Origin of the sequence: Funiculus sociatus GB2-C1, assembly GCF_039962115.1 — a bacterium.
Lineage (GTDB): Bacteria > Cyanobacteriota > Cyanobacteriia > Cyanobacteriales > FACHB-T130 > Funiculus > Funiculus sociatus.
On the sequence record NZ_JAMPKJ010000002.1, the window covers coordinates 58812 to 84058 of the forward strand.

Here is a 25247-nt window from a genome sequence, read left to right on the forward strand (position 1 = left end):
CTCACAGCTGGGTAATCAGGATAGGAAACATGAAACTACGCAAACCCGCATTGATTTTGCATCGAATTGTTGGGGTAATAGTAGGACTATTGCTGATTGTAATTGGCTTGACTGGTAGCGCCTTAGTCTTCTGGCACGAGATCGACCACTCCCGGAATTTAACATTGATGGAAGTTGTCCCTCAAAGCGATCGCATATCCCTAGAGACTGTAGCGAAAAATGCCCGTCAAGCCTACCCAGACTTTATGCCTGATTCCATCGAACTAGCGCGATCGCCAGAATTAACTCACCAAGTCTGGATGAAATCAAAAGATGATAAATGGAACAAAATTTACATTAATCCTTACACGGGAGCAGTTCTAGGTTCTCGTCAGTGGGGAAAAACTCTGATGACTTTCATCTATGACATTCACAAGACCCTCCTGGCTGGCGAAACTGGTCAAATAGTCGTGGGTGTCTGTGGCATATTGCTGCTGCTACTTGGAATCACTGGATTAATACTATGGCCTGGCTGGAAACGGTTCGGTCAAGGTTTCAAAATCCGCTGGAATTCTCCTAAGCAACTCGTTAACTACGACATCCACAAAGTAGGAGGGATTTTGTCCGCTGCGTTCCTAATCCTCCTTGCTTCCACAGGAGCAGCGTTGGCTTTTAACTCTCAGTTTGAAAGTGTAATTTATGGGTTGACAAATACACAAACACCCGCCGAACCAAAATCTACCCTTGTTCCAAATAAGTCACCAATACCATTAAATGCAGCTTTACAAAAAGCTTCTTTAGCATTGCCAGAGGGGGAAGCTACCTATATTTCCCTTCCTAGCGAACCGGATGTGGCTTTTCGAGTCACCATCAAATTACCCCAAGAAGCAACTCCCAGCGGTCGCAGTAATGTTTATGTTGACCAATACAGCGGTGAGGTTTTACGGGTAGAAAATTCTCTTAAGTTACCCTTGGGAACCAAGATTATGAATGCACTGTTTCCTATGCACATGGGTAACTTTGGTGGGATTCCTATGCGAATTTTATACGTGTTTATAGGCTTCACACCCACTGTTTTATTTATCACGGGCTTCGCGTTGTGGCGTCAGCGTCAGTGGGCGATGGCACGTCGTAAAGAAGCTATGTTCCAAAGCCAAAGCTTACCAGAAGAGAAGGAAAAGATACTTACGACTACTGCATGGCCTTGGATTTGAGAGTTCTAACATCCATCGACCATTTAAACTTAACTTTTCCTATCCAAACTTTGACTGTTTACTTGTGTATAGCAGCCCTATTTGAGCTGTGACTACCTTTTAAACGAACCGCTAAGGCACACAGGGTGTTGAGGAGAAGGCAAGGTGAGAAGTTATTAAATGAGTTAGTATTGCTATATAAAAGCTTTATTTTTATTTAGTAAAAAACAGCTCCTCCGGGGATATAGAAGAGTCTGGAAAAAAGAGCAATTTTTTTAATTCCTACATGGATTGCTATGTATGAGTTTATAAAAACCTGATAAATCTTTTTTTTATCAAGTTTTTAAAATAAAAATTTCAAGATTAGTTAAACAGTAATCATATTCTTAAGTTAGTTACAACCTACCAAAAATCAACGCATATGTGTTAATTTTTATGGGTTATCCTGGGATTAAGCTAACCTAAAATTAATAACTTATTTATTTATGAACTTCTCTTTTTTATCAGTCAAGCGTCTCAATAGTTCGTCAAAAAAAATAGAGACGTTGCCTACAAGGTGTTTACACATTAAATAGGATTGCTATATAGGAGAAAAAACTAATGGAACCAGAAAATCAGCCAACTAACCTTAACAAGTTTCTTATTATTTGGATCGGACAGTTGGCATCAGTTCTTGGCTCCGAGATGACTAACTTTGCTATTACTTTATGGGCTTGGGAACTTACAAATCAAGCAACGCCCTTGTCTTTAATTATATTTTTTACCCACATCCCAAAAGTAATCGCCGCCTCTTTCGCTGGGTTATTTGTCGATCGCTGGAACCGTAAATACTTAATGATGCTGGGTGATACAGCCGCAGGTTTCTCGACAGTTGCCATTTTATTACTACTGTTGACCAATCACTTGCAAATTTGGCATTTTTATGTGACAGGAGCCATTAATGGTTTCTTTGGCTACGTCCAGAGTCTGGCTTACTCAGCCTCTATGTCAGCGATCGTACCCAAACAGCATTACACTCGTGCTACTGCGATGAGTTCATACATCACCTATTCTGGTTCTAGCATCATTGCACCAGCGTTAGCGGGGGCGCTTTACTATACGATTGGGTTCCAAGGAATCCTGACAATTGATATTATTACCTTTGCGATCGCTATCAGTACGCTTTGGTTTATAGCTATCCCACAACCCCAAAAAAGCCAAGAGAGTCGCCATAGCCAAAACATTAAGCAAGAGTTGACATTTGGTTTCAGTTACATCTTGAAGCGTCCTAGCCTTTTAACAATCCTTATTTTCCTGCTAAGTTCTAATTTATTTGATACTGCTAATGGTGCGATTCATTCTCCGATGATTTTAGCTCGTAGTGGTGATAATGCAGGGGTACTCGCCAGCGTACAAGCCGCCATCGGTATAGGTGGTGTAGTCGGTGCTGTGGTACTTAGTATTTGGGGCATTTCCCAGCACCGCATTCACGGGTTGTTGTTAGGGACAGCATTGAGCTTTACTGGCATGATGGTGTTGGGTTTAGGGAATTTGCCCTCAATTTGGATGATAGCTGGCTTTTTTATGGCTTTCTTTTCACCTTTTATCGGTAGTTCTAATCAAGCTATTTGGCTATCAAAGGTGGAACCCAACGTCCAAGGACGTGTTTTTGCTACTCGCTACTTAATTGCTCAGATTACTGCACCACTGGGGTTAGCGATCGCTGGACTTTTAGCTGACTATGTTTTTGAGCCAGGGATGGTACCAGGAGGCTTCCTGGCTGGGAGCTTGGGTAGTATATTTGGTACTACCTCTGGATCTGGAATGGCACTTCAATATACTCTCTTCTCCTTTTGTGGTTTGCTCATCGGCTTGGGTGGGTATGCTTTCCCTGCGTTGCGCGATGTAGAAACTATTGTCCCAGACTGCGATCGGGCTACAGAGCCTAATCCCTGAAAAAATGAGCATAAATTTTTGTAGATTTATGGTCTATAAAATCTAAAAAAAACTTTTAAAAGTAATTTTTTCAGGCATAAATACACCCTTTCAACGAGATAGCAATTACTGAGATATAGCAGTTCTAAATGATTCGAGAAGGCGAGATACCCGACTTTTTCAAGAAGTCGGGTATCTGAAAGGCTATCCTTCACAACTCAAATAGGATTGCTTGTGGAGATTGATGCGTTGGCAAAGCCCACCGAAGGCATCGCTATAATTAAAACAATTTCCCCAAGCTCCAAACACAGCAGTATGGTACAACAACTACCAACAGATACCGCACCAGCCATCATCTACCCTGACAGCGACGGTCAGCAAATGTCAGACAACACTAAACAATTCCGTTGGATTGTAATAATTAAGGAAAACTTAGAATTATTGTTTGCTGCTTACATGGATGTATTTGTCGCAGGTGATTTACTTTGGTATCCCGTCGAAGGAGATAACAAGACTCGCCAAGCGCCAGATGCAATGGTAATATTTGGTAGACCAAAAGGTGATAGGGGTTCCTATAAACAATGGGAAGAAGATAATATTCCCCCACAGGTTGTTTTTGAAATCTTATCTCCCGGAAATCGTCTTAAAGCAATGGCTCATAAATTAAAGTTCTACGAACGCTACGGCGTTGAAGAATATTACATTTACGATCCGGATGACATTGAGTTAATCGGCTGGCTGCGTTCTGGAGAGCAATTAGAGATAATTGAAGAGATGAACGGATGGGTTAGCCCTCGTCTAGGGGTAAGGTTCCAGGTGACATCCGATAATTTGGAAATTTTTTCACCCACAGGAGAACGGTTTCTGACCTTTGTTGAATTGGCTCAACTTAGGGAACAGGAACGTCAACGGGCTGATGAGGAACGCCAACGGGCGGAAACTGAACACCAACGGGCGGAAACTGAACGCCAACGGGCTGATGAGGAACGCCAACGGGCTGATGAAGCACTATCCCAGTTGGAACAAGAAAGACAGCGTTATCAAGCCTTAGAGGAACTCCTGCGAGAACGGGGGATTAATCCGGAACAGTTGTGAAGCCAGATATAATCCCCTTCCCTGTGAGGGAAGGGGGAATTATGACTCCCCTCTCCTGCTAGGAGAGGGTTGGGGAGAGCTTAACCGATACGCCACCCGCTTAGGCGCTGAAGTATTTAGCTGCTGGGTGATAGGCAATAATCGCAGTCGTAGATTGTTCCGGATAAAGTTGTTCGCTTTCATCCATGTGGAGATTGATGCGATCGCTTCCCAACAACTCTAACAACTTATACTGATCCTGAATATTCGGACAAGCCGGATACCCAAAACTATACCGACTCCCCTGATAACGCTGCGCCAAAATATCCCGAATATTATCCGGTTCCTCACCACCAAACCCAAACTCCCGCCGAATTCGGGCGTGAAGCCACTCCGCCACAGCCTCGGCCGTCTGCACCGCTAAACCGTGAAAATATAGATAATCGCTGTATTGATTATTCGCAAAAAGCTTCTGCGCGAACTCCGTCGCAATATCCCCTACAGTCACCGCCTGCATCGCAAACACATCAATTTGTCCTGACTCAACAGGCGCAAAGAAATCAGCAATACACAGCCGACGCATAGACCTCTGGCGAGGAAAATTAAACGTCGCCACAACCTTCTTCTCCCTCTCTTCCTTCGCGTCTTTGCGGTTCATCCCCTCCGGATCGTACAAATACAACGAATTCCCTTCAGACTGGCACGGGAAATACCCATAAACAACTTGCGGACGCAGCAAATTCTCCTCTAAAACTCGCTGCTTCCACTCCTTCAAAATCGGATAAACTGTCTCCTCTAAAAACTGATTGTACTCCTCACGAGACTGCTCTTTCGGCTTGCGGAATTGCCACTGTCCAGCAATCAAAGCTTGCAAATCCAGATACTCAAAAACCTCCGCCAACGGGATATCTTCAGGCTGCAATAACTTACTACCCCAGAAAGGCGGAATTGGACGCTCAATATCGGTTGCTACTGCCTCAGAACGCCGTGTATCTTCAGGTTGGGACACCACCTCATTCTTGCCGTCTCCGCCTGCGGGAAGGGTGTTACTTTCTTCTCCTTCCGTCGTTGACGCGGGAGGGTTGGAGAGGGAGTCAGATATTGCAACTTCATCCAAAAATCCCTGTAAATTATCCCAATTTCCCGCAGATTTTGCAGGCATCAATTTATCCATGAAATGCAAGTCAGAAAAAGCATCTTTGCCGTAAATCACCTTACCTTTGTAAGTGTTTTGGCAATCTTCATAGACAAATTTTGGGGTTAGTGCCGCACCGCCTAAAATTACTGGAACTGTAATTCCTTTTTGGTTAAAAACCTCCAAATTCTCTTTCATAAAAGCGGTGGATTTCACCAACAACCCGCTCATCGCAATACAATCAGCCTGGTGCTGTTCAAAAGCATCAACGATGTTATCAACTGGCTGCTTGATGCCAATATTAACCACCTTGTAACCATTATTTGAAAGAATAATATCCACCAAATTCTTACCGATATCGTGGACATCTCCTTTAACGGTGGCAATTACTACAGTTCCTTTGGCATTATTTCCAGCATCTTTCTTTTCCATCAATGGTTCTAGATAAGCAACAGCCGCTTTCATTGTTTCTGCTGATTGCAACACGAAAGGTAACTGCATTTGTCCGGAACCAAACAACTCGCCAACAACTTTCATGCCATCAAGCAGGAAAGTATTAATAATATGGAGAGGCGGATATTTTTCTAAAGCTTTGGTAAGTTGTTCTTCTAAACCGATGCGTTCTCCGTCGATGATGTGACGCTTGAGACGTTCTTCGACTGGTAGATTTTCATCCCCAGAGCGATCGCGTTTTGTGGTTTTTCCTTCAAACAGTGTGGTAAGCTCTCCCAAGGGGTCATAAACGCAAACATCGCCCTCAAATTTGCGCTCATCGTAAATTAGCTTGCGGCAGACTTCTTGATGTTCTGGCTCAATTTTTGCCAATGGTAGAATCTTGCTGGCGCTAACAATTGCCGCATCCATTCCCACCGCCATCGCCTCGTGCAGAAACATGGAATTCAGCACCACTCGCGCCGCTGGATTCAAGCCGAAAGAGACATTAGAAACGCCCAGCATAACGTGACATCCAGGCAATTCTTCCCGGATGCGACGGATAGATTCAATTGTGGCTTTAGCGTTGGCGCGGTCTTCTTCAATGCCAGTAGAAATAGGTAGAGCTAGTGTATCAAAGAATATCTCATGAGCTGGAATACCGAATTCAACAGCTTGATGATATGCCCGGTGCGCGATCGCAAACTTCTTATCAGCCGTCCGCGCCATCCCATCTTCATCGATAGTACCAATTACTACACCAGCCCCGTACTTCTTCGCCAACTCCAACACCTTCAAAAAGCGCGGCTCACCATCTTCATAGTTAGTCGAATTGAGCAAACACTTACCACCAGAAACCTTTAACCCCGCCTCCATCTTTTCCCACTCCGTCGAGTCCAGCATCAGCGGCAAAGTAACATTTGTTACTAATCTCGATGCCAACTCGTGCATATCACGCACACCATCGCGTCCCACATAATCCACGTTGATATCGAGGACGTGCGCCCCCTCGCGCACCTGCGACTTAGCCAAAGACACCAGCCCATCCCAGTCTTCCGCATTCAGCAAATCGCGGCACTTCTTAGAACCACTAGCATTTAGGCGTTCACCCACAATCAAGAATGAATTATCCTGGTCATAAGGCTGAGCGCTGTAAATCGACGCACCCGCAGGTTCATAGCTAGGTTGTCGCTCCTTCGGCTTCAAACTCTTGCCAATTTCGGCCAACTGTTCAATATGGGCAGGGCGCGTACCGCAACAACCGCCAATCACCTGCACGCCCAAATCTTCTACAAAGTGCATCAGCGCCATCCGCAATTCCATCGGAGTCAGACGATAATGTGCATGACCGCCGACATTTTCCGGAAGTCCCGCATTCGGGATACAAGAAACCACAAAAGGCGAATGTGCTGAAAGATACTTAATATGCTCCGCCATCCGGTCGGGGCCAGTGGCACAATTTAACCCCAAAATATCAATCGGGTAAGGTTGCAGAATCGTCAAAACTGCGCTGATATCAGAACCCACCAGCATCGTCCCAGTGGTTTCCATCGTCACCGACACCATCAGCGCTCGTCTTTCGCCTTTCTTCTCAAATACTGACTCAACTGCATTCAGCGCCGCCTTAATTTGCAGCACATCCTGACAAGTCTCAACAATAAACAAATCTACGCCACCATCAAACAGCCCTTCTGCTTGTTCTGCAAAAGAAGCTTGCATCGTGTCAAAGTCAATATGTCCCAGCGTCGGTAACTTTGTCGTTGGCCCCATCGAACCAGCAACAAATCGGGGTTTCTCCGGCGTAGAAAATTCTGCCGCCACCCGTTTCGCTAGTTCCGCCGCCTTTTTATTCAAACTATACGCTTCATCCGCCAAGTCATACTCAGCCAGCACAATAGACGCAGCGCCAAAGGTATCCGTCTCAATCACATCCGCACCAACCGCCAGAAAGTCGCGATGTACCTTCTCTACGGCTTCCGGCTTTGTGTATATCAGATACTCGTTACAACCTTCATATTGCGCCCCACCAAAGTCTTCGGCGGTGAGGTTTTGCGTTTGCAGGTTGGTTCCCATTGCGCCATCGAAGACGATGACAGGGCGTTCGGGACTGTGGAGGCGAGTCAAGAAGGGGCTAGTCATAGATGGCGACGGCTTTAAAATATGAATTGAGTTAGGCTTTGAAGGATCAGCTAAATATATTTTGCAATATTTAATAGATTTCTGGAGTAATCAAAGCGATGAACGTGCAGACAGTGAATACATCTACTCTCCCACAAGAGCAAGTTACCACACAAGCAATTATTTTAAATGGCGTTAAATGGCAAACTTTTAAGGCATTGATGGCAGATGTTGGAGATGGTCGCGCTTGGAGAATTGCTTATGACCAAGGAGTTTTAGAAATCAGGATGCCATTATAAGAACATGAACAACCTAAAATCATGTTGGCGTATTTCGTCACAACCATAGCAGATTTGCTAGAAATCGAGACTATGGAACTGGGTGTGCTGCTCCTTGAAGGGGAAGATTTACGCCGTGCTATTGAGCCAGATACCTGTTTTTACATTCAGAATGAATCTCTAGTCAGAAGCAAAATAATTGACTTGCAGACTGACCCACCACCAGACTTGGCAATAGAGCCTGACTATACGAGTTCTTCCCTGGATAAATTTACAATTTATGCCTCTCTCGGTGTGCCTGAATTGTGGAGATATACGCAGCAAACACTAGAGGTTTATCATTTGGTAAACAGACAATATGAGCTATCGGTAAATAGCCTTACTTTTCCATTTTTGCCAATAGCAGAATTGCCTGAATTTATTGAACAAACTAAAACTATCGGACAAAGAGCTGCTGCGCGTTTATCTCGTGCGCTAATCTAATAAAATTTACATCCGGATTAAGGGAACGCGGGTTAGTATCGAAAGTATTGCTCATCTCCGATATCCCTCATAACCCCAGCAGAATTACCGTTTTTATTCATTAAATAACGTTATTCCTATGGAATTATAAAACTGCCCTATCTTTTGGCTGTTTTGTCCTTGCTTTTTATTTGGATACAGTATCCTTTTGGGTACTATCTTACTTTTAAGTGCATACTTTACAACTTTAGTTAATCTGGATTATATTTTAATTATTGAATCTAAAAGTAACCCGGCAACAATGAAATAACCAGTTATCGCTGATAGAAATCCAATTGCTTTAGAAATTGAAACAAACACGTATTACTGGTGCAGTAGCGGACAATCTAAAAATCCGTCTTACGGTTACAAAGAAACCGAATTTGCTCCTGGGACTTTTGAGATTACGGAAAAACGACCAAAAGCAATTTGTATCTGCAAATACCCAGGCAATCCCCCATATTGTGACGGTAGCCATAGCAAACTTTAAGCTGTAATTCCTGCTGCTACATCTTTGAGGTAAATAGGAGTAGAAAATGATTACGCTTCGGAAATCAGAAAATCGAGGGCACGCTAATCACGGTTGGCTAAACAGTTACCATACATTTTCCTTCGCTAACTATTACGATCCTGCTCAGATGGGATTTAGAAGTCTGCGCGTGATTAATGAGGATCGGGTACATTCAGGTAAGGGTTTTCCGACCCATTCCCACAATGATATGGAGATTGTCACCTATGTGCTAGAAGGTGCTTTAGAACATAAAGATAGCTTGGGTACTGGTTCGATAATTCGTCCTGGTGATGTGCAGAGAATGAGCGCTGGTACAGGTATTGCTCACAGCGAATACAATCATTCTCAAACTGAAGGAGTGCATTTTCTGCAAATTTGGATTTTACCGAATAAAAAAGGGGTAAAACCAACTTACGAGCAGAAGACTTATTCTGATGAGGAAAAGCGGGCTAATCTTCGCCTAATTTTATCTGGAGATGGGCGCAGTAACTCGGTGACTATTCATCAAGATGTCGATACCTATACCACCTTACTTGATACTGGTGAGCAAGTTATTCACCAACTTCAACCCAACCGTCATGCTTGGGTGCAGGTAGCGCGAGGTAGTGTAATGCTGAACGACAACTTGCTAGAAGCAGGTGATGGTGCGGCTGTGAGTAACGAGGAGTCACTAAAACTAGTCGGTAAGGAAATGGCAGAAGTGCTACTCTTCGACATGGCATAATCGGCAAATTTCACCCTAATTTCTCTCCTTTGGTAGTCGAGTTAGGGGATGAGGGAAGTGCTGTATCAATCCTCGGCAGAGTTGTGAGCCAGCCCTTCAGATGCCCGACTTCTTAGAGAAGTCGGGCATCTCGCCTTCACGAATTATTTAGGACTGCTATTGAAAATAAAACTCTTTCCAAATAGGGATGCAGTGGTTTCAGCTAGACTGAAATAAAAAAGCAGCGTTGCACCACTTTTGCTTATGTCTAATGTTGCATTTGACCGCAGTCCGTGTGTTTTACTTGTGGAAACAGACGAAGTTCTTGTTCAGCGTGTGAGTCTGGACTTAAGAGAAGCGGGATATACTACTGTTGTTGCGCCCGACTCCACTAGCGGTTTCCATCAAGCGTGCGAACTCCAGCCAGCTTTGGTTGTTGTAGATCGAGTTTTGACAGGAGATTCTGGGCTAAAGTTGTGTACTCAGCTGAGAAATGCAGGCTCTCGTGTGCCTGTGCTTCTGTTAATGGCACGGGATACGGTTGAGGATAGGGTTGCTTGTTTGGAGTCTGGTGCTGATGATTATTTTCTCAAACCTTATCGCACTGATGCCTTTTTGCAGCTGGTACGCCTCTATTTACAGCCGGAAGCTGGTGCTAATGAACAGTTACGATTTAGCGATCTGGTGTTAGACTTAGCTACTCGCCGAGCGATGCGTAACGGGCGAACGATTGATCTGACAATGAAGGAATTTGAACTGTTGAAGTATATGATGTCCCATCCCCGTGAGGTTTTGACTCGCGAACAGATTTTAGAAAATGTTTGGGGTTATGAGTTTATGGGTGAGTCGAATGTCATTGAGGTGTATATTCGATATTTACGTCTCAAAATTGAGGAGGAGGGGGAGAAGCGTTTGATTCAGACGGTGCGGGGTGTGGGGTATGTTTTGCGGGAAGCGTAAGTATAAGGAAGAGGGATGAATTTGTGAGTAGTCGGGTTAGTTTGCTGTGGATAATGCTGTGCGTGTTGCTGATGGGATGTTCGCCACCAGTATCAAAGTCAGAACTAAAAACGCCTTCTGGTGAAGTGCAGTTGTCACCAACACCAACTTCTTTGTCAGTGCCATTAGAATCTAAAACGCTTTCTGGTGAGGCGCAGGCTTCGGGAATCAAGGATAATTTGGGTCAAACTTTGCCAATTTCTGCTAAAGCTATTATTGCAGGCGAGGCGATCGCGTTAGAAGTGGCGCGTACCCCAGAGCAACAGGCTATGGGTTTGATGTACCGCACGTCTTTGGCTGATGACCGGGGGATGCTGTTTGAGTTCGGGACACCGCGACCAATTGGCTTTTGGATGAAGAATACGCTTATTCCTCTAGATATGATTTTTATGCGGGATGGTGTGGTGAAATTTATTGCGGCAAATGTCCCTCCCTGCACTACCAGTATCTGTCCTACCTATGGCCCCGATACACCTACCGATCGGGTGATTGAACTCCGGGGAGGACGAGCCGCCGAACTGGGTCTAAAAGTAGGCGATCGCGTTACCATTGAGCAGCTGGATACAAATACGGATACCCCTACACGCCCAGCTTTGTAATTCTTATGAAACCAATTTAAAATTTAACTCCTACTATTCGCGCATTTGTTACCAAAGTAAGGTAATCTTTCCCAAGATAGAGTTTGAGGGTGAATTTTTAATTTAAAGTTAACGCTTAAACCTCTTCTCGCTTCAAGAGAGTTGGTTCCTCTAAGGATGAGAGAGTGTTTCGGTGTGTAGGTGTGGGGTGGGTGTAACAGAAGCGCTCTTAAAAAGTAAATCTCTCCTTTTAGAGAGGGATGAAATTTAAATGGTGAAGTAAAAAAATATTAAGCAAAGTTTACTTTTTGACAATGGGTTGGGGTTTGGCGGAAACAATGGAACTACACTTAGGTTTCCGGTGTCTTTGTCACCAAACAACCCCGCTCAAAGGTATCTGGAAACTAAGCCAGTTATATCCCTATCTTCGTTAATGGTAGAACCATCTGCCCAATTGTCACAGGAAGTTGGTGATCTGTGACACCTGAATTCGGTCAGGTAAAAGGAAAATAGTAGGGAAGCAGCTTTGATAACGGTGGACAGATATGATTCTGTCTATCGATACTTTAAACAAGCAGCGTTTTAATTACAAAATAACAAAACAGACTTTGACAAAAGGTGGTGAAAGCTAATATGGCACCTGCAAGCTATTCTCGGTTTATTCGGTTTTTACAAGAAGATTTGGCAATATCCAAAGCTTCAATTTCGATCGCTTTGCGGCATCGGGAAAACGATCCAGGGCCTTTGCCGATGATTTTATGGCAGTACGGTTTAGTAACGCTAGAACAGTTAGATCAAATTTATGATTGGCTGGAAACTGCATAAGAATTCATGACTCGGCGAGGAGCAAAAAAGTCATGTCAATATTGGGCTTTGGTATGATCCTGACCCACAGAAGAAGACCTAAGAGGTTCAATCTGTTACAATTTATCCAAACAAAGAGAGCAGGTCGATAAAAGACCCGCTCTTTTTTGTTATTAGGACAAGGGTTTCGTTTTTCAGTAATAAATGTCTTTATAGCGTTTGTCAGTTGGCTAGAATATATTAATTAGCCCCTACAGAAGTACCGCACCCAACCCTTGAATTGCTTTAATTGCAGCTTTAGCTTAATTAACATCAATACAACTTAACTGAAAGTGCAAACTTTGATAAAATATATAGTGGTAACACCCGTTGGTCGTCCGGGCTAGACAGGCGTAAAACTGGTGCGAAAACATCTGCCAACGTTAAAAGCAAAGTACACAGAACTTCCGGAAGCTAAAGTCTGGGACTAGGTCACAACAATTTGATAATTGTAGGGTGGGCAATGCCCACCCTATGAAACTAATTACTAATCGCTTAAGATTGGGCAAACACTCTGGCAGCAGCCGCAACACCAGCACCCGGAGTAAAGCCTTCATATCCTACTTCGCGCAGGGTGGCTTCCAGGGAGGCAACAGCAGCGAGAATATCGCGATCGCTCACAAACCCCAAGTGACCAATACGGAAGATTTTGCCTTTGAGATGGTCTTGTCCGCCAGCCAGAACGATGTCAAACCGCTTTTTCATCACCGACCGGATTTTTTCGGAATCCACCCCAGTTGGTGCCACAGCAGTAATTGCCGGACTACCAAAACCATCAGGGGCAAATAAAGGTAACGACAGCCCTTTCATCGCTTCGCGGGTAGCATTCATCAAGCGCTGGTGCCGCCCATAGATAGATTCCAACCCCTCAGCCTTCATCATCCGTAAGGCGGTATGCAATGCCACCATCAGGTTAACTGGCGGAGTGAAGGGGGTAGTATTTTTAGCAGCATCTTTGCGATACTTGCCTAAATCCAGGTAGAAGCGGGGCAACTTAGCGGTTTTGTAAGCTTCCCAGGCTTTTGGGCCGACGGATACAAAGCCTAAACCAGGGGGAATCATGTAGGCTTTTTGGGAACCGGAAGCGACCACATCCAGCCCCCATTCGTCAATAGGCAAATTCACAGCCCCCAAGCTGGTGACAGCATCAACGATTATTAAAGCTTCGCCGTGGGCTTTGACATGACGGTTAATGGTTTCCAGATCGTTGAGAACACCCGTAGAAGTTTCGCTATGGGTGATAATAACCGCTTTGATTTGTTTGTCGGTGTCGGCTTCGAGTTTGGCGCGAATTTGTTCTGGATCTAGAGGTTGACCCCATTCGGCTGTAACTTTGTCAACATTTAAACCGAAAGCTTCGGGTAATTCTGCCCAGCGATCGCCAAATTTGCCGTTACAGCCAACCAACACGCGATCGCCTGGACTCAAAAAGTTAATAATGCCAGCTTCCATCGCTCCCGTACCGCTGGCAGTTAAACACAGTACATCATTCTGTGTCTGGTGCAACCATTTGAGGTTTTCTGTCACCTCTGCCATCAACTTGCCAAATTCGCCGCTGCGGTGTCCGAAGGGGTGCTTGGCTAAGGCTAGGAGTACCTGTTCCGGCACTGGGGTAGGGCCGGGAATCATCAGCATTAGCTTGTCATCCATTGATCTGTCCTTAAAGTTGAAGAGCGCATTATTTAGGATCGCACATCTATAGCTGATTGCTAATGGCTAATTACCAGGTTGTCAATTACCATCAGCTATTAGCAATTAATAAATGAGTTGTCAAAATTCATGAACCGCTTTGGCGGAGCGTTGGCGTAAGCGATCGCGCTTAAGAAGATTTATCGAGTAACTTAGAATCGCTACATTAGCCATTAGCAAATAACTACTAACTAACTTCTGGGTTCGCTGGCGGAGTCTTTCTTAAGAAAGCTGGCAAATCTACTTGCAAATTTTTGTTTGGTGGAGGAGATGCTATAGGTGTTGGGGAAACTGGCTTAGAGAGTTGGGAAGCGGCGGCGGATTGGGTTGTCATCAACAGTTCCAAGAGTTCATCTGGACAGTCTGCGATAACTTTTTCCATTACTTCCTTGAGTTGTTGAGCAAAGGCGTTGGCTGTACCGTAGCGATCTTTCCAATACTGGATAGCTGCTTCATATTCGCCTGCTTGCTGGGCAGATTTAAGAATTTGCTCTTGCAGGGTGCCTATTTGTAACTCAAGTTCGGCGGTGCGGGAGGAATGACGATCGCGTGATTCTGCCAGTTCATGACAAGCTTGTTGAAGTCGAGCTTGAATTTTTAGCTGTTGCTCCAGCTGAATTTCTAGGGCTTCAATTTGGCGGTAGAGGGTGTCAATGGTGGCGTTTTGTTCCGAGACGAGGGTTTCAGTCTGGTGGAGTGTCACCGTTAGTTGTTGCTGGTCTTCCAGGGCTTCGTGGGCTTGCTGGAGATGATCTTCTAGCTGATTTAGAGTAGCAGCGCGATCGCTTAACCGACGATACAGCGCCTCAATTTGCCGATGAGACTCGGCTAGCTGCACCTCCACACTTCTCCTCAAGCTTCGAGCCTCCAGAATTTCTGCTTCTAGCTCCTGCACTCGTAAAACTTGAGCTTCCAGAGATGTTTGTCTCGTCTCTATCTCCTGCTGCAACAACTTTTGACCAGCTTGAACAGCCCGACGGCTTTGAGCTAACTCTTTTCGCAGGTGTCCTAGTTCTCCTTGCTGCGATAAAGCGTTTTTTTCAATAGTCACCAACAATTCTTGAACAGTTTGGTCTTTGAGTAGCGCTTGTGTTTCTTGCGCTTCCAGAGCCTTTTGCTGCTCAGCTAATTCTTGTTTTAGTTGAGAAAGAGCCTGCTGTTGAAGGTTAGCTACTTCCTCTGTTGAGGCTAGCTGGGCTTTCAAAAGGTTGCGTTCGCCAAGTTCGAGTCTTAGTTCATTTACACAAGCTTGGGACTCTTGCAAAGCCTGCTCTAACTGATTAATGCGCTCTAATTGCTGTTGGTCATGAGTTGTACGAGCATCCGCCGCCTTAGCTGCTTCTCGCCATTGTTCCAACTCTTTGAGTAAAGCTTGACGTTCCTGCTCCCAAGATTGTCCCTGGTCTGGTTCGTGAGGTTGTTGGGTAGCATCAGCATTCGTTTGTTCTGCTTCTGCTAACGCCTCCTGGGAGTCCCACCAGAAACGATTACTTGAATCTGGTTCAGTCACTCCTAACCTCCCAGAAATCAATAATAGTTTTGGTGCATCCAGCAGCCATTTCGTGGTTACAAGTTATGAGTTACATCTCTCAGTGTATTCAAAACTCATAACTTTTAACTTTCTAACCCTTCGGTTCCCGTTGTCCGGTGACGACATCCGGCGGCGGTGTCTCCTCAAAAGCGATATTATTCACAGACCAACGGTAATCAACTGGTAAATTTGCTCTGGCGCAGGTTTGCTCAATTTGCTTTTGTTGAGCCATCGCTTTGCGTAGGGTACTTATAAGCTGGTGAACTTGCTCCCGCACTGCTGGTTGTTGTCTTGCAGCAAAGGAGGTTTGGCGTTCTAAAAGTTGCAGTAGTAGTTCGTAGTGAATGTGAGACGGAAGGGGAATTGGCTCCATGAAACCTGATTTACCTCAAGGGGACGGATATCTAAATTAAGGATAAAGGCGCAAGGATGGGGGCTGAAGGAAGAAATTTTATAGCTCAAATCCGTCTTATTACCCAGATTATTTTTCAGGTTGTTGATGGTTGATTGTCCATTAGACTTCTTGCAGTCATCGCCTTGAAAATAAATTTCTGGTTTAAAACTTCAACCTGTTTCAACGGGTTGAAACATTTACCCAAGAATCGCGGCGATGATTTTAGCTATGATGCCCAGAACTTCAGTTCTGGACTGAATCAATGTAACAAGTCTATTGATGAACTATGAACCATGAACTATTTAATTAGGGGCAATTAGCCAGATTTAATTTATTCATATTTCCTCTTTCATCCTTCTTCCTGATTCAAAAGCGTGTCAATTGGAAAACAGCTTGGCGATACCCGCAGCCGGGTCAGGCTGTTTTACCAAAGATTCACCAATTAGCACTGCATCTGCACCAGCAGCCTGAACCGTGCTAAGGTCAGATGGGGTGTGCAGCCCGGACTCACTAACGACAAGAATGCCGCGCTGTTGCAACTCGCTGCTTCGCGCTGCCAGAATCTGACAGGTTGTTTGCAGATCCACAGAAAAATCTTCCAAGTTGCGATTATTTATACCAACTAGGGTAACGTCTTTCAGAGATAATACGCGGTCTAGTTCTGCTAGAGTATGCACTTCAATCAGGGGTGTCATCCTCAAAGCGTTGGTAATTTTGACAAAGTATTGCAGGTCTTTGTCGTTAAGAACTGCCGCAATTAGCAGGACGGCATCAGCTCCGTGTCGTCGGGCGAGATAGATTTGATAAGGATATATTACAAAATCCTTACACAATACGGGCAAGTCTACGGCAGCGCGAACAGCAGTCAAGTTTTCAAAGCTACCAGAGAAGAATTTTTTATCAGTGAGTACCGATAAACAACTCGCTTGTCCCTGCTGGTATGCGGTAGCGATCGCTACCGCATCGAAATCTTCCCGAATTATTCCCTTACTGGGACTGGCTTTTTTTACTTCCGCAATTAAGGCAGGTTTTGTCTTACCTTGTCGTAATGCCCCAACAAAGTCACGCACTGCTGGTGCTGTCTGTACTTGACGCTGCAACTCGTTCAAGGGGAGACGTTCTCGCATCCGGTCAACTTCCGTCTCTTTATGCCAGACAATTTCCTCCAAAATGTGACTTGGTTCATTACCAGGTACGACAACTCGATAACCGAAATTGCTGATGGAAACAGATGGGTTTGGTGGACGACGGCGAATTTGCATAGATATAGTTTGGCACAATTCGATTTTGGATTTTGCGGAGGTCGGAGTTTCTCCGCCTCCGATGATTTTAGATTTTGGATTGAAAACAAAATCCAAAATCTAAAATCCTGGCATTGGCTAGTGACTTCCTACAGCCCGTTTGTAGGCTTCATCCAGCACTTCCGAGAGGGTGGGGTGAGCGTGGACATAGTAGGCTAAGGTGTTGACAGTGTTACGAGAAGCGATCGCATTTGCGGCTTCGTGGATCAAATCTGCTGCGTGCATTCCAATAATATGAACGCCCAGCACTTCCCCGCTGTCTTTGCGGTAGACGACCTTTGCCATGCCGTCCGCTTCTCCTTCAGCGATCGCTTTCGAGTTACCTTTGAAGTAACTCTTCGCTACCCCTACTTCAAATCCCTGTTCTTTGCCCACATCCTTTGCTGCTGTTTCTGTGTAGCCGACAAAGCTGATTTCTGGGTGGGTAAATGCTGCGGCTGGGATACTGTGATAGTCTACCAATCGATGGCGATCGCAGATATTTTCTACTGCTACGACACCTTGAGCAGACGCAGCATGAGCCAGCATCATCTTACCAGTGGCATCTCCAATCGCCCACAGATGGGGTACTACTTCGCCGCCTGACAAAACTGCCATCCGGTCATCGACGGTGATAAAGCCCTTTCTATCTGTCTCTACGCCCACAGATTCTAATCCCAGGTCTTTAGTATCTGGAATGCGTCCGGTAGCAACCAGACAAGCATCTACTTCCAGTACGTCCACCACTTCTTTAGTTTTAGCATCGGCTAGCTCAATAACTACTGGCGTTCCAGGGGTGACACTTTTTGCCAAAATGCCGACTTTGGTTTCGATGTCGCGGGGCTTAATCAGTATCCTTTCAGCTATAGTTGCAATGTCGCGGTCAAAACCAGGCATCAGCTGGTCTAAAGCTTCAATCATCGTCACTTCACAGCCTAAAGCTGTGTAAATATCCGAAAACTCCAGACCGATGTAACCACTGCCAACAATGGCTATCCACGGTGGTAGCGATTCCAATTTTACGCCTTCGTCACTGGTAAAGACGGTTTTGTGGTCGATTTCAATCCCTGGAGGAACCCAAGGAATTGATCCACTAGAAATGATAATGTCTTTTCCGGTGACAGTTTTTTCGCCCGATTCTGTGGTAATAGATACTTTTTGCTGTCCAGCTACTTTACCCCTACCTCGGATGATATCTACACCCAATCGTTGTAGGCTATTTGTCAAATCACCGCGAATCTTGGAAACAAGGTTGTTGGCGTGGGACGCGATCGCTTCTTTGTTAAACTCAACGCCAGATACTTGAATACCCAGCGATTTCAGGTGATGGGCGTTATGTAACTCCCGTACCCGACCAGATGCCGCAAGCAGTGCTTTTGAAGGAATGCAGCCTCGGTTAACACAAGTACCGCCCATATCTGCTGCTTCTACAATAGCGGTTTTCAGTCCGCAGCTGACGGCGTGTAATGCAGCACCATGTCCGCCTACGCCCGCCCCAATAATCACTAAATCGTAATCAAATCCCTCAGTCACGTTACTCTCCCAGTGCGCGATGCCCTACTTATTTTGAACTTGACCAACAGTGAGCGCAAGTCCCAAACGATCAGTTATTAGTCAGTAATTTGACGGGGGACATCTTTAAAGTCTCTGTTGTATTGTAGAAGCTAACATAATCGCGATTGTCGAGTTTTGGCGATCGTCTCATAACTATCAGAGTCCGCTGCTAGGATGAGCAGTGTTTTAGGAATCAGACGCATGAATTACAGTCACCAAGAGAACGAACGCGATACCGATGATTCTTTCAGCAAGTCCCTCGACGAATTGCAGGAATTGTTGCTATCTCAGGAAATTCAGAGAGATACTTCAAAGTTGCAGGCCGTTAAGGGGAATAATCATCAACAATATCCGATTGCCGTAGATGATTTAGAGGATGCCGTTGCTGACATTGAGCAATATTTCCAAGAAATCGGGAATGGATAATTGGTCTTTGGGCATTTTCCGCTCAAAGTCTGATTTTGTAGCAAACCAATGGCTAATTGCTAAAACTTTTCTGACGCTGCGCTTCGTATAACATCAAGGCAGCTGCTACAGCTACGTTCAAAGACTCTACCCCCGGACTCAGGGGAATTTTCACCTGCACATCCGCCATTATACTTAAATTATCTGACAACCCAGCGCCTTCATTGCCCATCAAAATCAGCGTCGGACGGCGCAAGTCAACTTCCCAATAAGTTAAAGTTGCTGTGGGAACAGTTGCTACTACCTGCATCCCTTGTTTCCGACACTGGGAAATGTCAGCTATTAAATCGGAACTGACGCTCATCGGTAGCCGAAACCACTGTCCGGCTGAGGCTCGCAGCACCTTCGGATTATCTAAATCTACACTATCTGCACTGACACAAAGCCAATCTACACCAGATGCGGCGGCGGTGCGAATCATTGTCCCCAGGTTGCCGGGATCTTGTATTGTTTCCAATACCAGCCCCAAACCAGTGACAGGTAGACTTTGCGCCCGATTGGAGACTCGCGGTGCTGTAGCGACTACACCATCTGGTTGAATTGTGGTAGCAACAGCCTTCAAGACTTCTGGACTCACCAATTCGGTGCGCGGGGAACGTTGACAAATGCTGTTCCAGAGTTGCGGGTGACGCTCCTGCCATTCCAGCGTACAGCAAACTGTCACCAGAGGATAATCAGCTGCGATCGCTTCCTCCAGCAAGTGCGTCCCTTCCAACAAAAACAGCTGCTGCTCTCGCCGCTCTTTAGCAGTATGCAACTTGCGGATTTGCTTTACCAGAGGATTCTGGAGACTGGTCAACATTCGATTTTGGATTTTTAGATTTTGGATTTTGGATTGGGGATGGCTTGCTTAGTACAAAAAAATTTGGGATTACTAGCCTAGTAATCCCACAAAAATCCAAAATTGAGATGCGGAACCCGGGACTTGAACCCGGACATCCTTGCGGACTCTAGAACCTGAATCTAGCGCGTCTGCCAATTCCGCCAGTTCCGCGTAGCCTTGACTACATTTCCAAATTATCATATTGCCGCAAGTTTTGGCATTAGTCAACTAATTTGTTTGCTCCGGAAATTGGAACCAGGACAAGGTAAAATGCTTAACTCGGCTGAAAATGATATCTGGAGTGCCAATAATGTAGACATTTAAAATCTTTACTGTAGAATCAAAACCAAATTTAAAAAAATGCAACACTATTTCCGGAAATTTGGAGGATAGACCTATTAACCCCTCTCTCAACCTGACCAACACCTACTCTCTGCCCGAAGAAGACAAATCCGTCCTACAGATTTGGGGCAAAAACTCTCTCAAAGGACACGCCAAAATTAGCGGTGCCAAGAACTCAGCCCTGGCGATCATGGCGGGAGCATTGCTTTGTCCGGAAGATTTTCGCCTCCGGAATGTTCCCTCGCTTGTCGATGTGGAACGAATGGGTCAAATTTTGTCGTCCTTGGGTGTAAAGCTAGAACGAAATGGCGACATTCTCGACATCAACGCCAGCCACATCGGAGAATCAAAAGCGCCCTATGAGTTGGTTTCGCAACTGCGGGCAAGCTTCTTTCTCATAGGCCCGATGCTGGCGCGTCTGGGGGTGGCAAGGGTGCCTTTACCAGGCGGTTGCGCTATTGGTGCCAGACCAGTTGATCTCCACGTCCGGGGTTTGCGGGACATGGGGGCAGATGTGCAAATTGAGCATGGAATTGTCCATGCTTATGTCAATGGAAGCAGCGGAAAGTTAAAAGGGGCAAAAATTTATTTAGATTATCCCAGCGTCGGTGCTACAGAGACGCTGATGATGGCGGCGACCTTGGCGGAAGGCGAAACTACGATAGAAAACGCCGCCCAAGAGCCTGAAGTCGCGGATCTGGCTAATTTCTGCAATTCGATGGGCGCGAGAGTTCGCGGTGCAGGCACCAACACAATTGTAATTTCCGGTGTTCCCAAATTGCATTCTACCGACTACAGCATTATTCCCGACCGGATTGAGGCGGGGACGTTGCTAGTAGCAGGGGCAATTACGCATTCAGAAATCAGTATCTCGCCTGTGGTTCCAGATCATCTGACGGCAGCGATCGCTAAGCTGCGAGAAATTGGCGCTAAGGTGATTGAAGATGCACCCGACTGTCTGCGGATTATCGGCGGACACCAATACGTAGGTACTGATATCGAAACCTTGCCCTATCCGGGTTTCCCGACAGATATGCAGGCGCAGTTTATGGCGTTGCTGACACTTGCCGATGGCGATAGCGCCATCAGTGAAACCGTGTTTGAAAATCGTTTGCGTCACGTTGCCGAATTAAATCGCATGGGTGCAGATATTCGCGTCAAAGGCAACCATGCGCTAGTGCGGGGTGTGTCGATGCTATCGGGCGCGCCAGTATTAGCGACAGATTTACGCGCTTCGGCGGCGCTGGTGCTGGCGGCGCTGGCGGCAGAAGGAAAAACGACGATTCAAGGATTGCAGCATCTAGACCGAGGCTATGAGAAGCTGGAGGAGAAACTGCGGCAACTGGGAGCTAAATTAGAGCGGGTGCAGGATGAGGATACTTTGCCCGTTGAAAGTGTAAAGGTTGGCTAATGGCTAAGAGGGACTAGGGACTAGGGGCTAGGGACTAGGAAAAATACTGCCCCAGTACCCAGTACCCAGGAACACAATTAGCAATTAGCAATTAGCATTAGTCCAAGAATTCCTCCAACGCCTGTTTGAGGCTGGGATATTGATAGTCAAAGCCTTGGGTAATGGTGCGTTTTGGTAGAACTTGTTGTCCTTCCAAAACGACTTGGGCCCCATCTCCCAAAAGAACTTCTAAAGCAAAGGCGGGAACTGGCAACCAGGAGGGACGATTTAAAACTTCCCCCAAGGTTTGCGATACTTCGTTCATGCGGACTGGGTTCGGGGCTGTGGCGTTGAGAACACCTTCAACTTCTCTTTGTTGTAGTGCGAATAAAATTAGGTTCACTAGATCGTCTCGGTGTATCCAAGAGAACCACTGCTTCCCTGTGCCGATAGGGCCGCCAGCAAACATTTTAAAGGGAGGAATCATTTTACCAATTGCTCCTCCCATAGCCAGAACTATCCCAATTCGCACAATCACCAGCCTCGTACCCGTGTCTTTTACTTTTTGGGCTTCTGCTTCCCATTCTTGACAAACTTGTGCCAAAAAATCATTACCAGAAGGACTGCTTTCTTCAAAGGTGGCGGTTTCGCTGGTGCCATAGTAACCAATTGCGGAAGCACTCACCAAAACTGATGGTTTCGGGTTGGCTTTAGAAATGGCTTCTACAATTTTTTGAGTGCCAATTTTGCGACTATTGACAATTTCCTGCTTGTGTTCTGGTGTCCAGCGCTTTTCGGCGATGGGTTCCCCCGCCAAATTCACCACCGCATCGCATCCAGAAATCGACTGTTGCCAAGCTCCCGATTCTTTGGGATTATAGGCAACAACCTCTACACTTGGAGCGGGTTTCACAGAAGCGGGGTTGCGAGTTAAAATTAGCACCTGATGACCTTCAGCTAGTAGTCGCTCTACCAAACGAGAGCCGACAAATCCGGTTCCTCCTGCGATCGCTACTTTCATGATGCACCTGCTTGGCTAGCTGCTGTTTTTTGGGTTTCGCTGTAAGCCATGTCATTCGCTTGGGCATAGCGATTCATAAACCGCATAAATCTTTCCCAGTGGTCGTCTCGCGGGATTTCAAATTCGCAGTCCAGCCGCTCAAAATCATCCCCTTCTGGCCCTGAGAAAATAAATTTAACCGAAGAAGGCTCGACACTAATCACACCTTCTTCATCACTTAAGCGCAGCGAATTAGAAAATTTTTTTCTAAAGCTGTTGAATCTTTCTATGGATTTCAACTCTTTAAACGTCATCAATACGGTACGAACTCCAGAACTCTTGTTCCGGCGTAAGCTGACATTACTGATTTCTTCAGGAATACCTTCAAAAAATTGAATTAATGGTGTATCGGAAGTCATGAAAAAATTAAACGAAATTCCTAAGCATTGTACCGCAGGCATCACGAGAGCGAAAGGCTCTCCTGCTGCCCTACGGTTTACTTCCGGTATTGGCCATTCACCTTTATTTCTACTTGCTCAATCTTTTGTCTTTCCTATTTATACTCTCAACTTTAACCATCCAAACAAATCCCCAACCGTTAGCCGCAGTTCTGCTACCAAGTCTGGAACGGGTAGCACATTACCTGCTTCCTGCAATAATTCTGGTTGCTGTCCGCGTGGGTAGACTAGCACGGAGCGTTCATCTGGATCGAGCAGCCAGCCTAATTTGCTACCGTGTTGAAGGCAGTGCAAGATATTTCCGGTTACTTTGGTTTGCCTTTGTTCTGGAGAGAGAATTTCAATCGCCCAGTCGGGAGCCGCCTCGAATACATTAGCAACATCACCATTTTCATCAAGAGGTATCCTTTCCCAAGCAAACACTACCACATCTGGCACGATTGACCGTCCGCCAAAAGTACACCGCAATTCTGGAAAGGCTAGAGCAATTTTCTTAGCTTCAACTACTTCGTTAATAGCAGTGACTAGCCTTCCCTGTAACTTGCTATGCTTACCTTGTGGCATCGGCTTTTGGATAATTTGACCATTTATGTATTCACTAGCAGGCTTAGTTTCTGGTAGTTTCAGAAACTCCTCCAAAGCCAGTGTTTTTGTAGGTGCTTGTACCATTAGCGATCGCCTGCTTCTTCTACCGTCAACTTAGCGCTAAACAAAAATTACTCTACTCTTGCAGCTTTACGCCGCGAATTGAGTAATCTAGTAACTCCACCGGGTGCAAAATGGAAATGTCTTTACCTTGATTCGGTAAATACCTAGTAATTTGCAAAGTACAACCGGGATTGGAAGAAGCAATTAATTTAGCACCAGTATTGAGCAAGTTTTCTACTTTTTGCTTACCTAATTCTTCAGCAACTTCTGGCTGAAGCATATTGTAAACACCCGCGCTACCACAACACAAAGCAGCATCAATTGGTTCTCGAAGTTGTACGCCCGGTATTTGTCGCAAAAGTTGGCGAGGTTGCAAACTAATCTTTTGCCCGTGCAATAAATGACAGGCATCTTGATAAACTAAAGTTAGGGGTTGATCAGAAAGCGGTGAAAGTTTTGCTGTCACGCCTGCTTCATAAAGAAACTCTTGTGCATCTTTAACTTTAGAGGCAAAATTTGCAGCTTTTTCTTTATATTTTGGGTCATCTTGTAGGATGTGTCCGTACTCTTTTAAAGTATGACCGCAACCAGCAGCATTGATGATAATGTAGTCTACATTTGTGTCGGCGAAACTATCAATCATAGACCTAGCGATCGCTTTCGCTTGTTCTTCCTGTCCTTGGTGATGTGGTAGCGCCGCACAACATCCCTGGCTCTTGGGAATCACCACCTCACAACCATTCGCAGTTAAGACGCGCACCGTCGCTTCATTCACCTTTGAGAAGAAAAGACGCTGAACGCAACCTAAAATTACACCTACCCGATAGCGTTTCTCACCTTCAGCCGGAATAAGTTCTGGTAAAGTATCTTGAAAAGCTTTTAAAGAGAGTTCTGGCAGATTAGATTCCATCGCCGCCAAATGAGGAGAAATCCGCTTAAGTAAGCCAGTAGAACGCACAATTTTTTGCAACCCTAACTTCTGATAAACCATCAGAGGAGCAAGCATTACTCGCAGCCGATTCGGGTAAGGAAACAGGGAAAAAATGAGTTGCCTATATAACTTTTCTGGCAAATTGCGAGGATAATTTCGTTCAATTTGAGGACGAGTAGCAGATAACAACTTGTCATACTGAACGCCAGAAGGACAAGTTGTTACACAAGCAAGACAACCCAAGCAAGAATCAAAATGCTGCACAGTAGCAGTATTAAGAGGAATTCTCCCCTCATTAATCGCATCCATCAAATAAATGCGGCCCCTTGGCGAATCAGTTTCCTTACCAATTACCCGATAACTCGGACAAGTAGAAAGACAAAAACCACAATGAACGCAACTATCAATTAACTTCGGATCTGGGGGATTTTTAGCATCAAAACTAGACTCTTCAGATAAACTTTGCATCTTCTCTCTCTTCTCT

At 45.4% G+C, this 25247-nt stretch carries 22 protein-coding genes and 1 tRNA gene; 11 read left to right on the plus strand and 12 right to left on the minus strand.

Going from position 1 to position 25247, the window contains the following annotated elements; genetic code table 11:
• The first annotated feature begins 29 nt into the window (after positions 1 to 29).
• The 3 genes from NDI42_RS01515 to NDI42_RS01525 all read left to right on the plus strand — a co-directional run bounded on the left by NDI42_RS01515 (position 30) and on the right by NDI42_RS01525 (position 4181).
• Positions 30 to 1193 (plus strand): PepSY-associated TM helix domain-containing protein, encoded by a 1164-nt coding sequence (locus NDI42_RS01515; RefSeq protein ID WP_190455782.1) that lies wholly within the window; start codon positions 30 to 32, stop codon positions 1191 to 1193.
• Between the two features lie 579 nt (positions 1194 to 1772).
• A complete protein-coding gene (locus NDI42_RS01520) occupies positions 1773 to 3107 on the plus strand; it encodes an MFS transporter (RefSeq protein WP_190455785.1) in 1335 nt (444 codons plus the stop codon).
• A gap of 294 nt (positions 3108 to 3401) precedes the next feature.
• Positions 3402 to 4181 (plus strand): Uma2 family endonuclease, encoded by a 780-nt coding sequence (locus tag NDI42_RS01525; RefSeq protein WP_190456017.1) that lies wholly within the window; start codon positions 3402 to 3404, stop codon positions 4179 to 4181.
• Positions 4182 to 4281: 100 nt separating this feature from the next.
• Here NDI42_RS01525 and metH read toward each other — a convergent pair whose 3' ends face one another.
• The gene (gene metH, locus NDI42_RS01530) at positions 4282 to 7866 is read right to left on the minus strand and encodes a methionine synthase (RefSeq protein WP_190455787.1); all 3585 of its coding nucleotides are present in this window, start codon (positions 7864 to 7866) and stop codon (positions 4282 to 4284) included.
• A 98-nt stretch (positions 7867 to 7964) separates the two neighbouring features.
• On the opposite strand from metH, the gene NDI42_RS01535 reads away from it, so the two are divergent.
• The 6 genes from NDI42_RS01535 to NDI42_RS01560 all read left to right on the plus strand — a co-directional run bounded on the left by NDI42_RS01535 (position 7965) and on the right by NDI42_RS01560 (position 12240).
• Positions 7965 to 8144, plus strand: a complete 180-nt coding sequence (locus tag NDI42_RS01535; protein WP_199311177.1) for a hypothetical protein — start codon at positions 7965 to 7967, stop codon at positions 8142 to 8144.
• A gap of 21 nt (positions 8145 to 8165) precedes the next feature.
• Positions 8166 to 8606, plus strand: a complete 441-nt coding sequence (locus tag NDI42_RS01540; protein ID WP_242017662.1) for a Uma2 family endonuclease — start codon at positions 8166 to 8168, stop codon at positions 8604 to 8606.
• Between the two features lie 554 nt (positions 8607 to 9160).
• Positions 9161 to 9859 carry a pirin family protein gene (locus NDI42_RS01545; protein ID WP_190455790.1) on the plus strand — a complete coding sequence of 233 codons (699 nt, stop codon included), beginning with the start codon at positions 9161 to 9163 and terminating at the stop codon, positions 9857 to 9859.
• Between the two features lie 243 nt (positions 9860 to 10102).
• Positions 10103 to 10798: a response regulator transcription factor NblR gene (gene nblR / locus NDI42_RS01550; RefSeq protein ID WP_190422023.1), complete on the plus strand. Its 696-nt coding sequence runs from the start codon at positions 10103 to 10105 to the stop codon at positions 10796 to 10798.
• A 23-nt stretch (positions 10799 to 10821) separates the two neighbouring features.
• Complete coding sequence (locus NDI42_RS01555) at positions 10822 to 11436, plus strand: DUF192 domain-containing protein (protein ID WP_313931133.1); 615 nt, start codon at positions 10822 to 10824, stop codon at positions 11434 to 11436.
• A 612-nt stretch (positions 11437 to 12048) separates the two neighbouring features.
• On the plus strand, positions 12049 to 12240 hold the full coding sequence (locus tag NDI42_RS01560) for a DUF2949 domain-containing protein (RefSeq protein ID WP_190455793.1): 192 nt from the start codon (positions 12049 to 12051) through the stop codon (positions 12238 to 12240).
• 513 nt (positions 12241 to 12753) lie between these two features.
• Here the strand turns inward: NDI42_RS01560 and NDI42_RS01565 are convergent.
• From NDI42_RS01565 to lpdA, 5 genes are all read right to left on the minus strand, one after another.
• Positions 12754 to 13908, minus strand: a complete 1155-nt coding sequence (locus NDI42_RS01565) for a pyridoxal-phosphate-dependent aminotransferase family protein (protein WP_190422018.1) — start codon at positions 13906 to 13908, stop codon at positions 12754 to 12756.
• A gap of 226 nt (positions 13909 to 14134) precedes the next feature.
• Positions 14135 to 15457 (minus strand): coiled-coil domain-containing protein, encoded by a 1323-nt coding sequence (locus NDI42_RS01570; protein ID WP_190455796.1) that lies wholly within the window; start codon positions 15455 to 15457, stop codon positions 14135 to 14137.
• Positions 15458 to 15569: 112 nt separating this feature from the next.
• Positions 15570 to 15851: a DUF5340 domain-containing protein gene (locus NDI42_RS01575; RefSeq protein WP_190455799.1), complete on the minus strand. Its 282-nt coding sequence runs from the start codon at positions 15849 to 15851 to the stop codon at positions 15570 to 15572.
• Positions 15852 to 16249: 398 nt separating this feature from the next.
• Positions 16250 to 17134 (minus strand): indole-3-glycerol phosphate synthase TrpC, encoded by an 885-nt coding sequence (trpC, locus tag NDI42_RS01580; RefSeq protein ID WP_190455802.1) that lies wholly within the window; start codon positions 17132 to 17134, stop codon positions 16250 to 16252.
• A gap of 117 nt (positions 17135 to 17251) precedes the next feature.
• On the minus strand, positions 17252 to 18685 hold the full coding sequence (gene lpdA / locus NDI42_RS01585; protein ID WP_190455805.1) for a dihydrolipoyl dehydrogenase: 1434 nt from the start codon (positions 18683 to 18685) through the stop codon (positions 17252 to 17254).
• Positions 18686 to 18907: 222 nt separating this feature from the next.
• Between lpdA and NDI42_RS01590 the strand changes: the two genes are divergently transcribed.
• The gene (locus tag NDI42_RS01590; RefSeq protein ID WP_190455808.1) at positions 18908 to 19132 is read left to right on the plus strand and encodes a hypothetical protein; all 225 of its coding nucleotides are present in this window, start codon (positions 18908 to 18910) and stop codon (positions 19130 to 19132) included.
• A 52-nt stretch (positions 19133 to 19184) separates the two neighbouring features.
• On the opposite strand, the gene NDI42_RS01595 is transcribed toward NDI42_RS01590, so the two are convergent.
• The gene (locus NDI42_RS01595; protein ID WP_190455811.1) at positions 19185 to 19973 is read right to left on the minus strand and encodes a TrmH family RNA methyltransferase; all 789 of its coding nucleotides are present in this window, start codon (positions 19971 to 19973) and stop codon (positions 19185 to 19187) included.
• Positions 19974 to 20081: 108 nt separating this feature from the next.
• Positions 20082 to 20165 (minus strand) — tRNA-Leu (locus NDI42_RS01600).
• A gap of 211 nt (positions 20166 to 20376) precedes the next feature.
• On the opposite strand from NDI42_RS01600, the gene murA reads away from it, so the two are divergent.
• Positions 20377 to 21747, plus strand: a complete 1371-nt coding sequence (gene murA / locus NDI42_RS01605) for a UDP-N-acetylglucosamine 1-carboxyvinyltransferase (RefSeq protein WP_206755928.1) — start codon at positions 20377 to 20379, stop codon at positions 21745 to 21747.
• A gap of 97 nt (positions 21748 to 21844) precedes the next feature.
• Here murA and thyD read toward each other — a convergent pair whose 3' ends face one another.
• The 4 genes from thyD to NDI42_RS01625 form a co-directional block, all read right to left on the minus strand.
• A complete protein-coding gene (gene thyD / locus NDI42_RS01610) occupies positions 21845 to 22747 on the minus strand; it encodes a thylakoid membrane protein ThyD (protein WP_190455814.1) in 903 nt (300 codons plus the stop codon).
• Entirely contained in the window at positions 22744 to 23145 is a 402-nt protein-coding gene (gene psb28, locus NDI42_RS01615; RefSeq protein ID WP_190455816.1) for a photosystem II reaction center protein Psb28, read from the minus strand. Before psb28 ends, thyD begins: the two co-directional genes overlap by 4 nt.
• Positions 23146 to 23283: 138 nt before the next feature.
• Positions 23284 to 23853, minus strand: coding sequence for a Uma2 family endonuclease (locus tag NDI42_RS01620; protein WP_190455818.1), 570 nt, complete (start codon positions 23851 to 23853; stop codon positions 23284 to 23286).
• Between the two features lie 52 nt (positions 23854 to 23905).
• Positions 23906 to 25231 (minus strand): (Fe-S)-binding protein, encoded by a 1326-nt coding sequence (locus tag NDI42_RS01625; protein WP_190455820.1) that lies wholly within the window; start codon positions 25229 to 25231, stop codon positions 23906 to 23908.
• Positions 25232 to 25247: the final 16 nt, after the last annotated feature.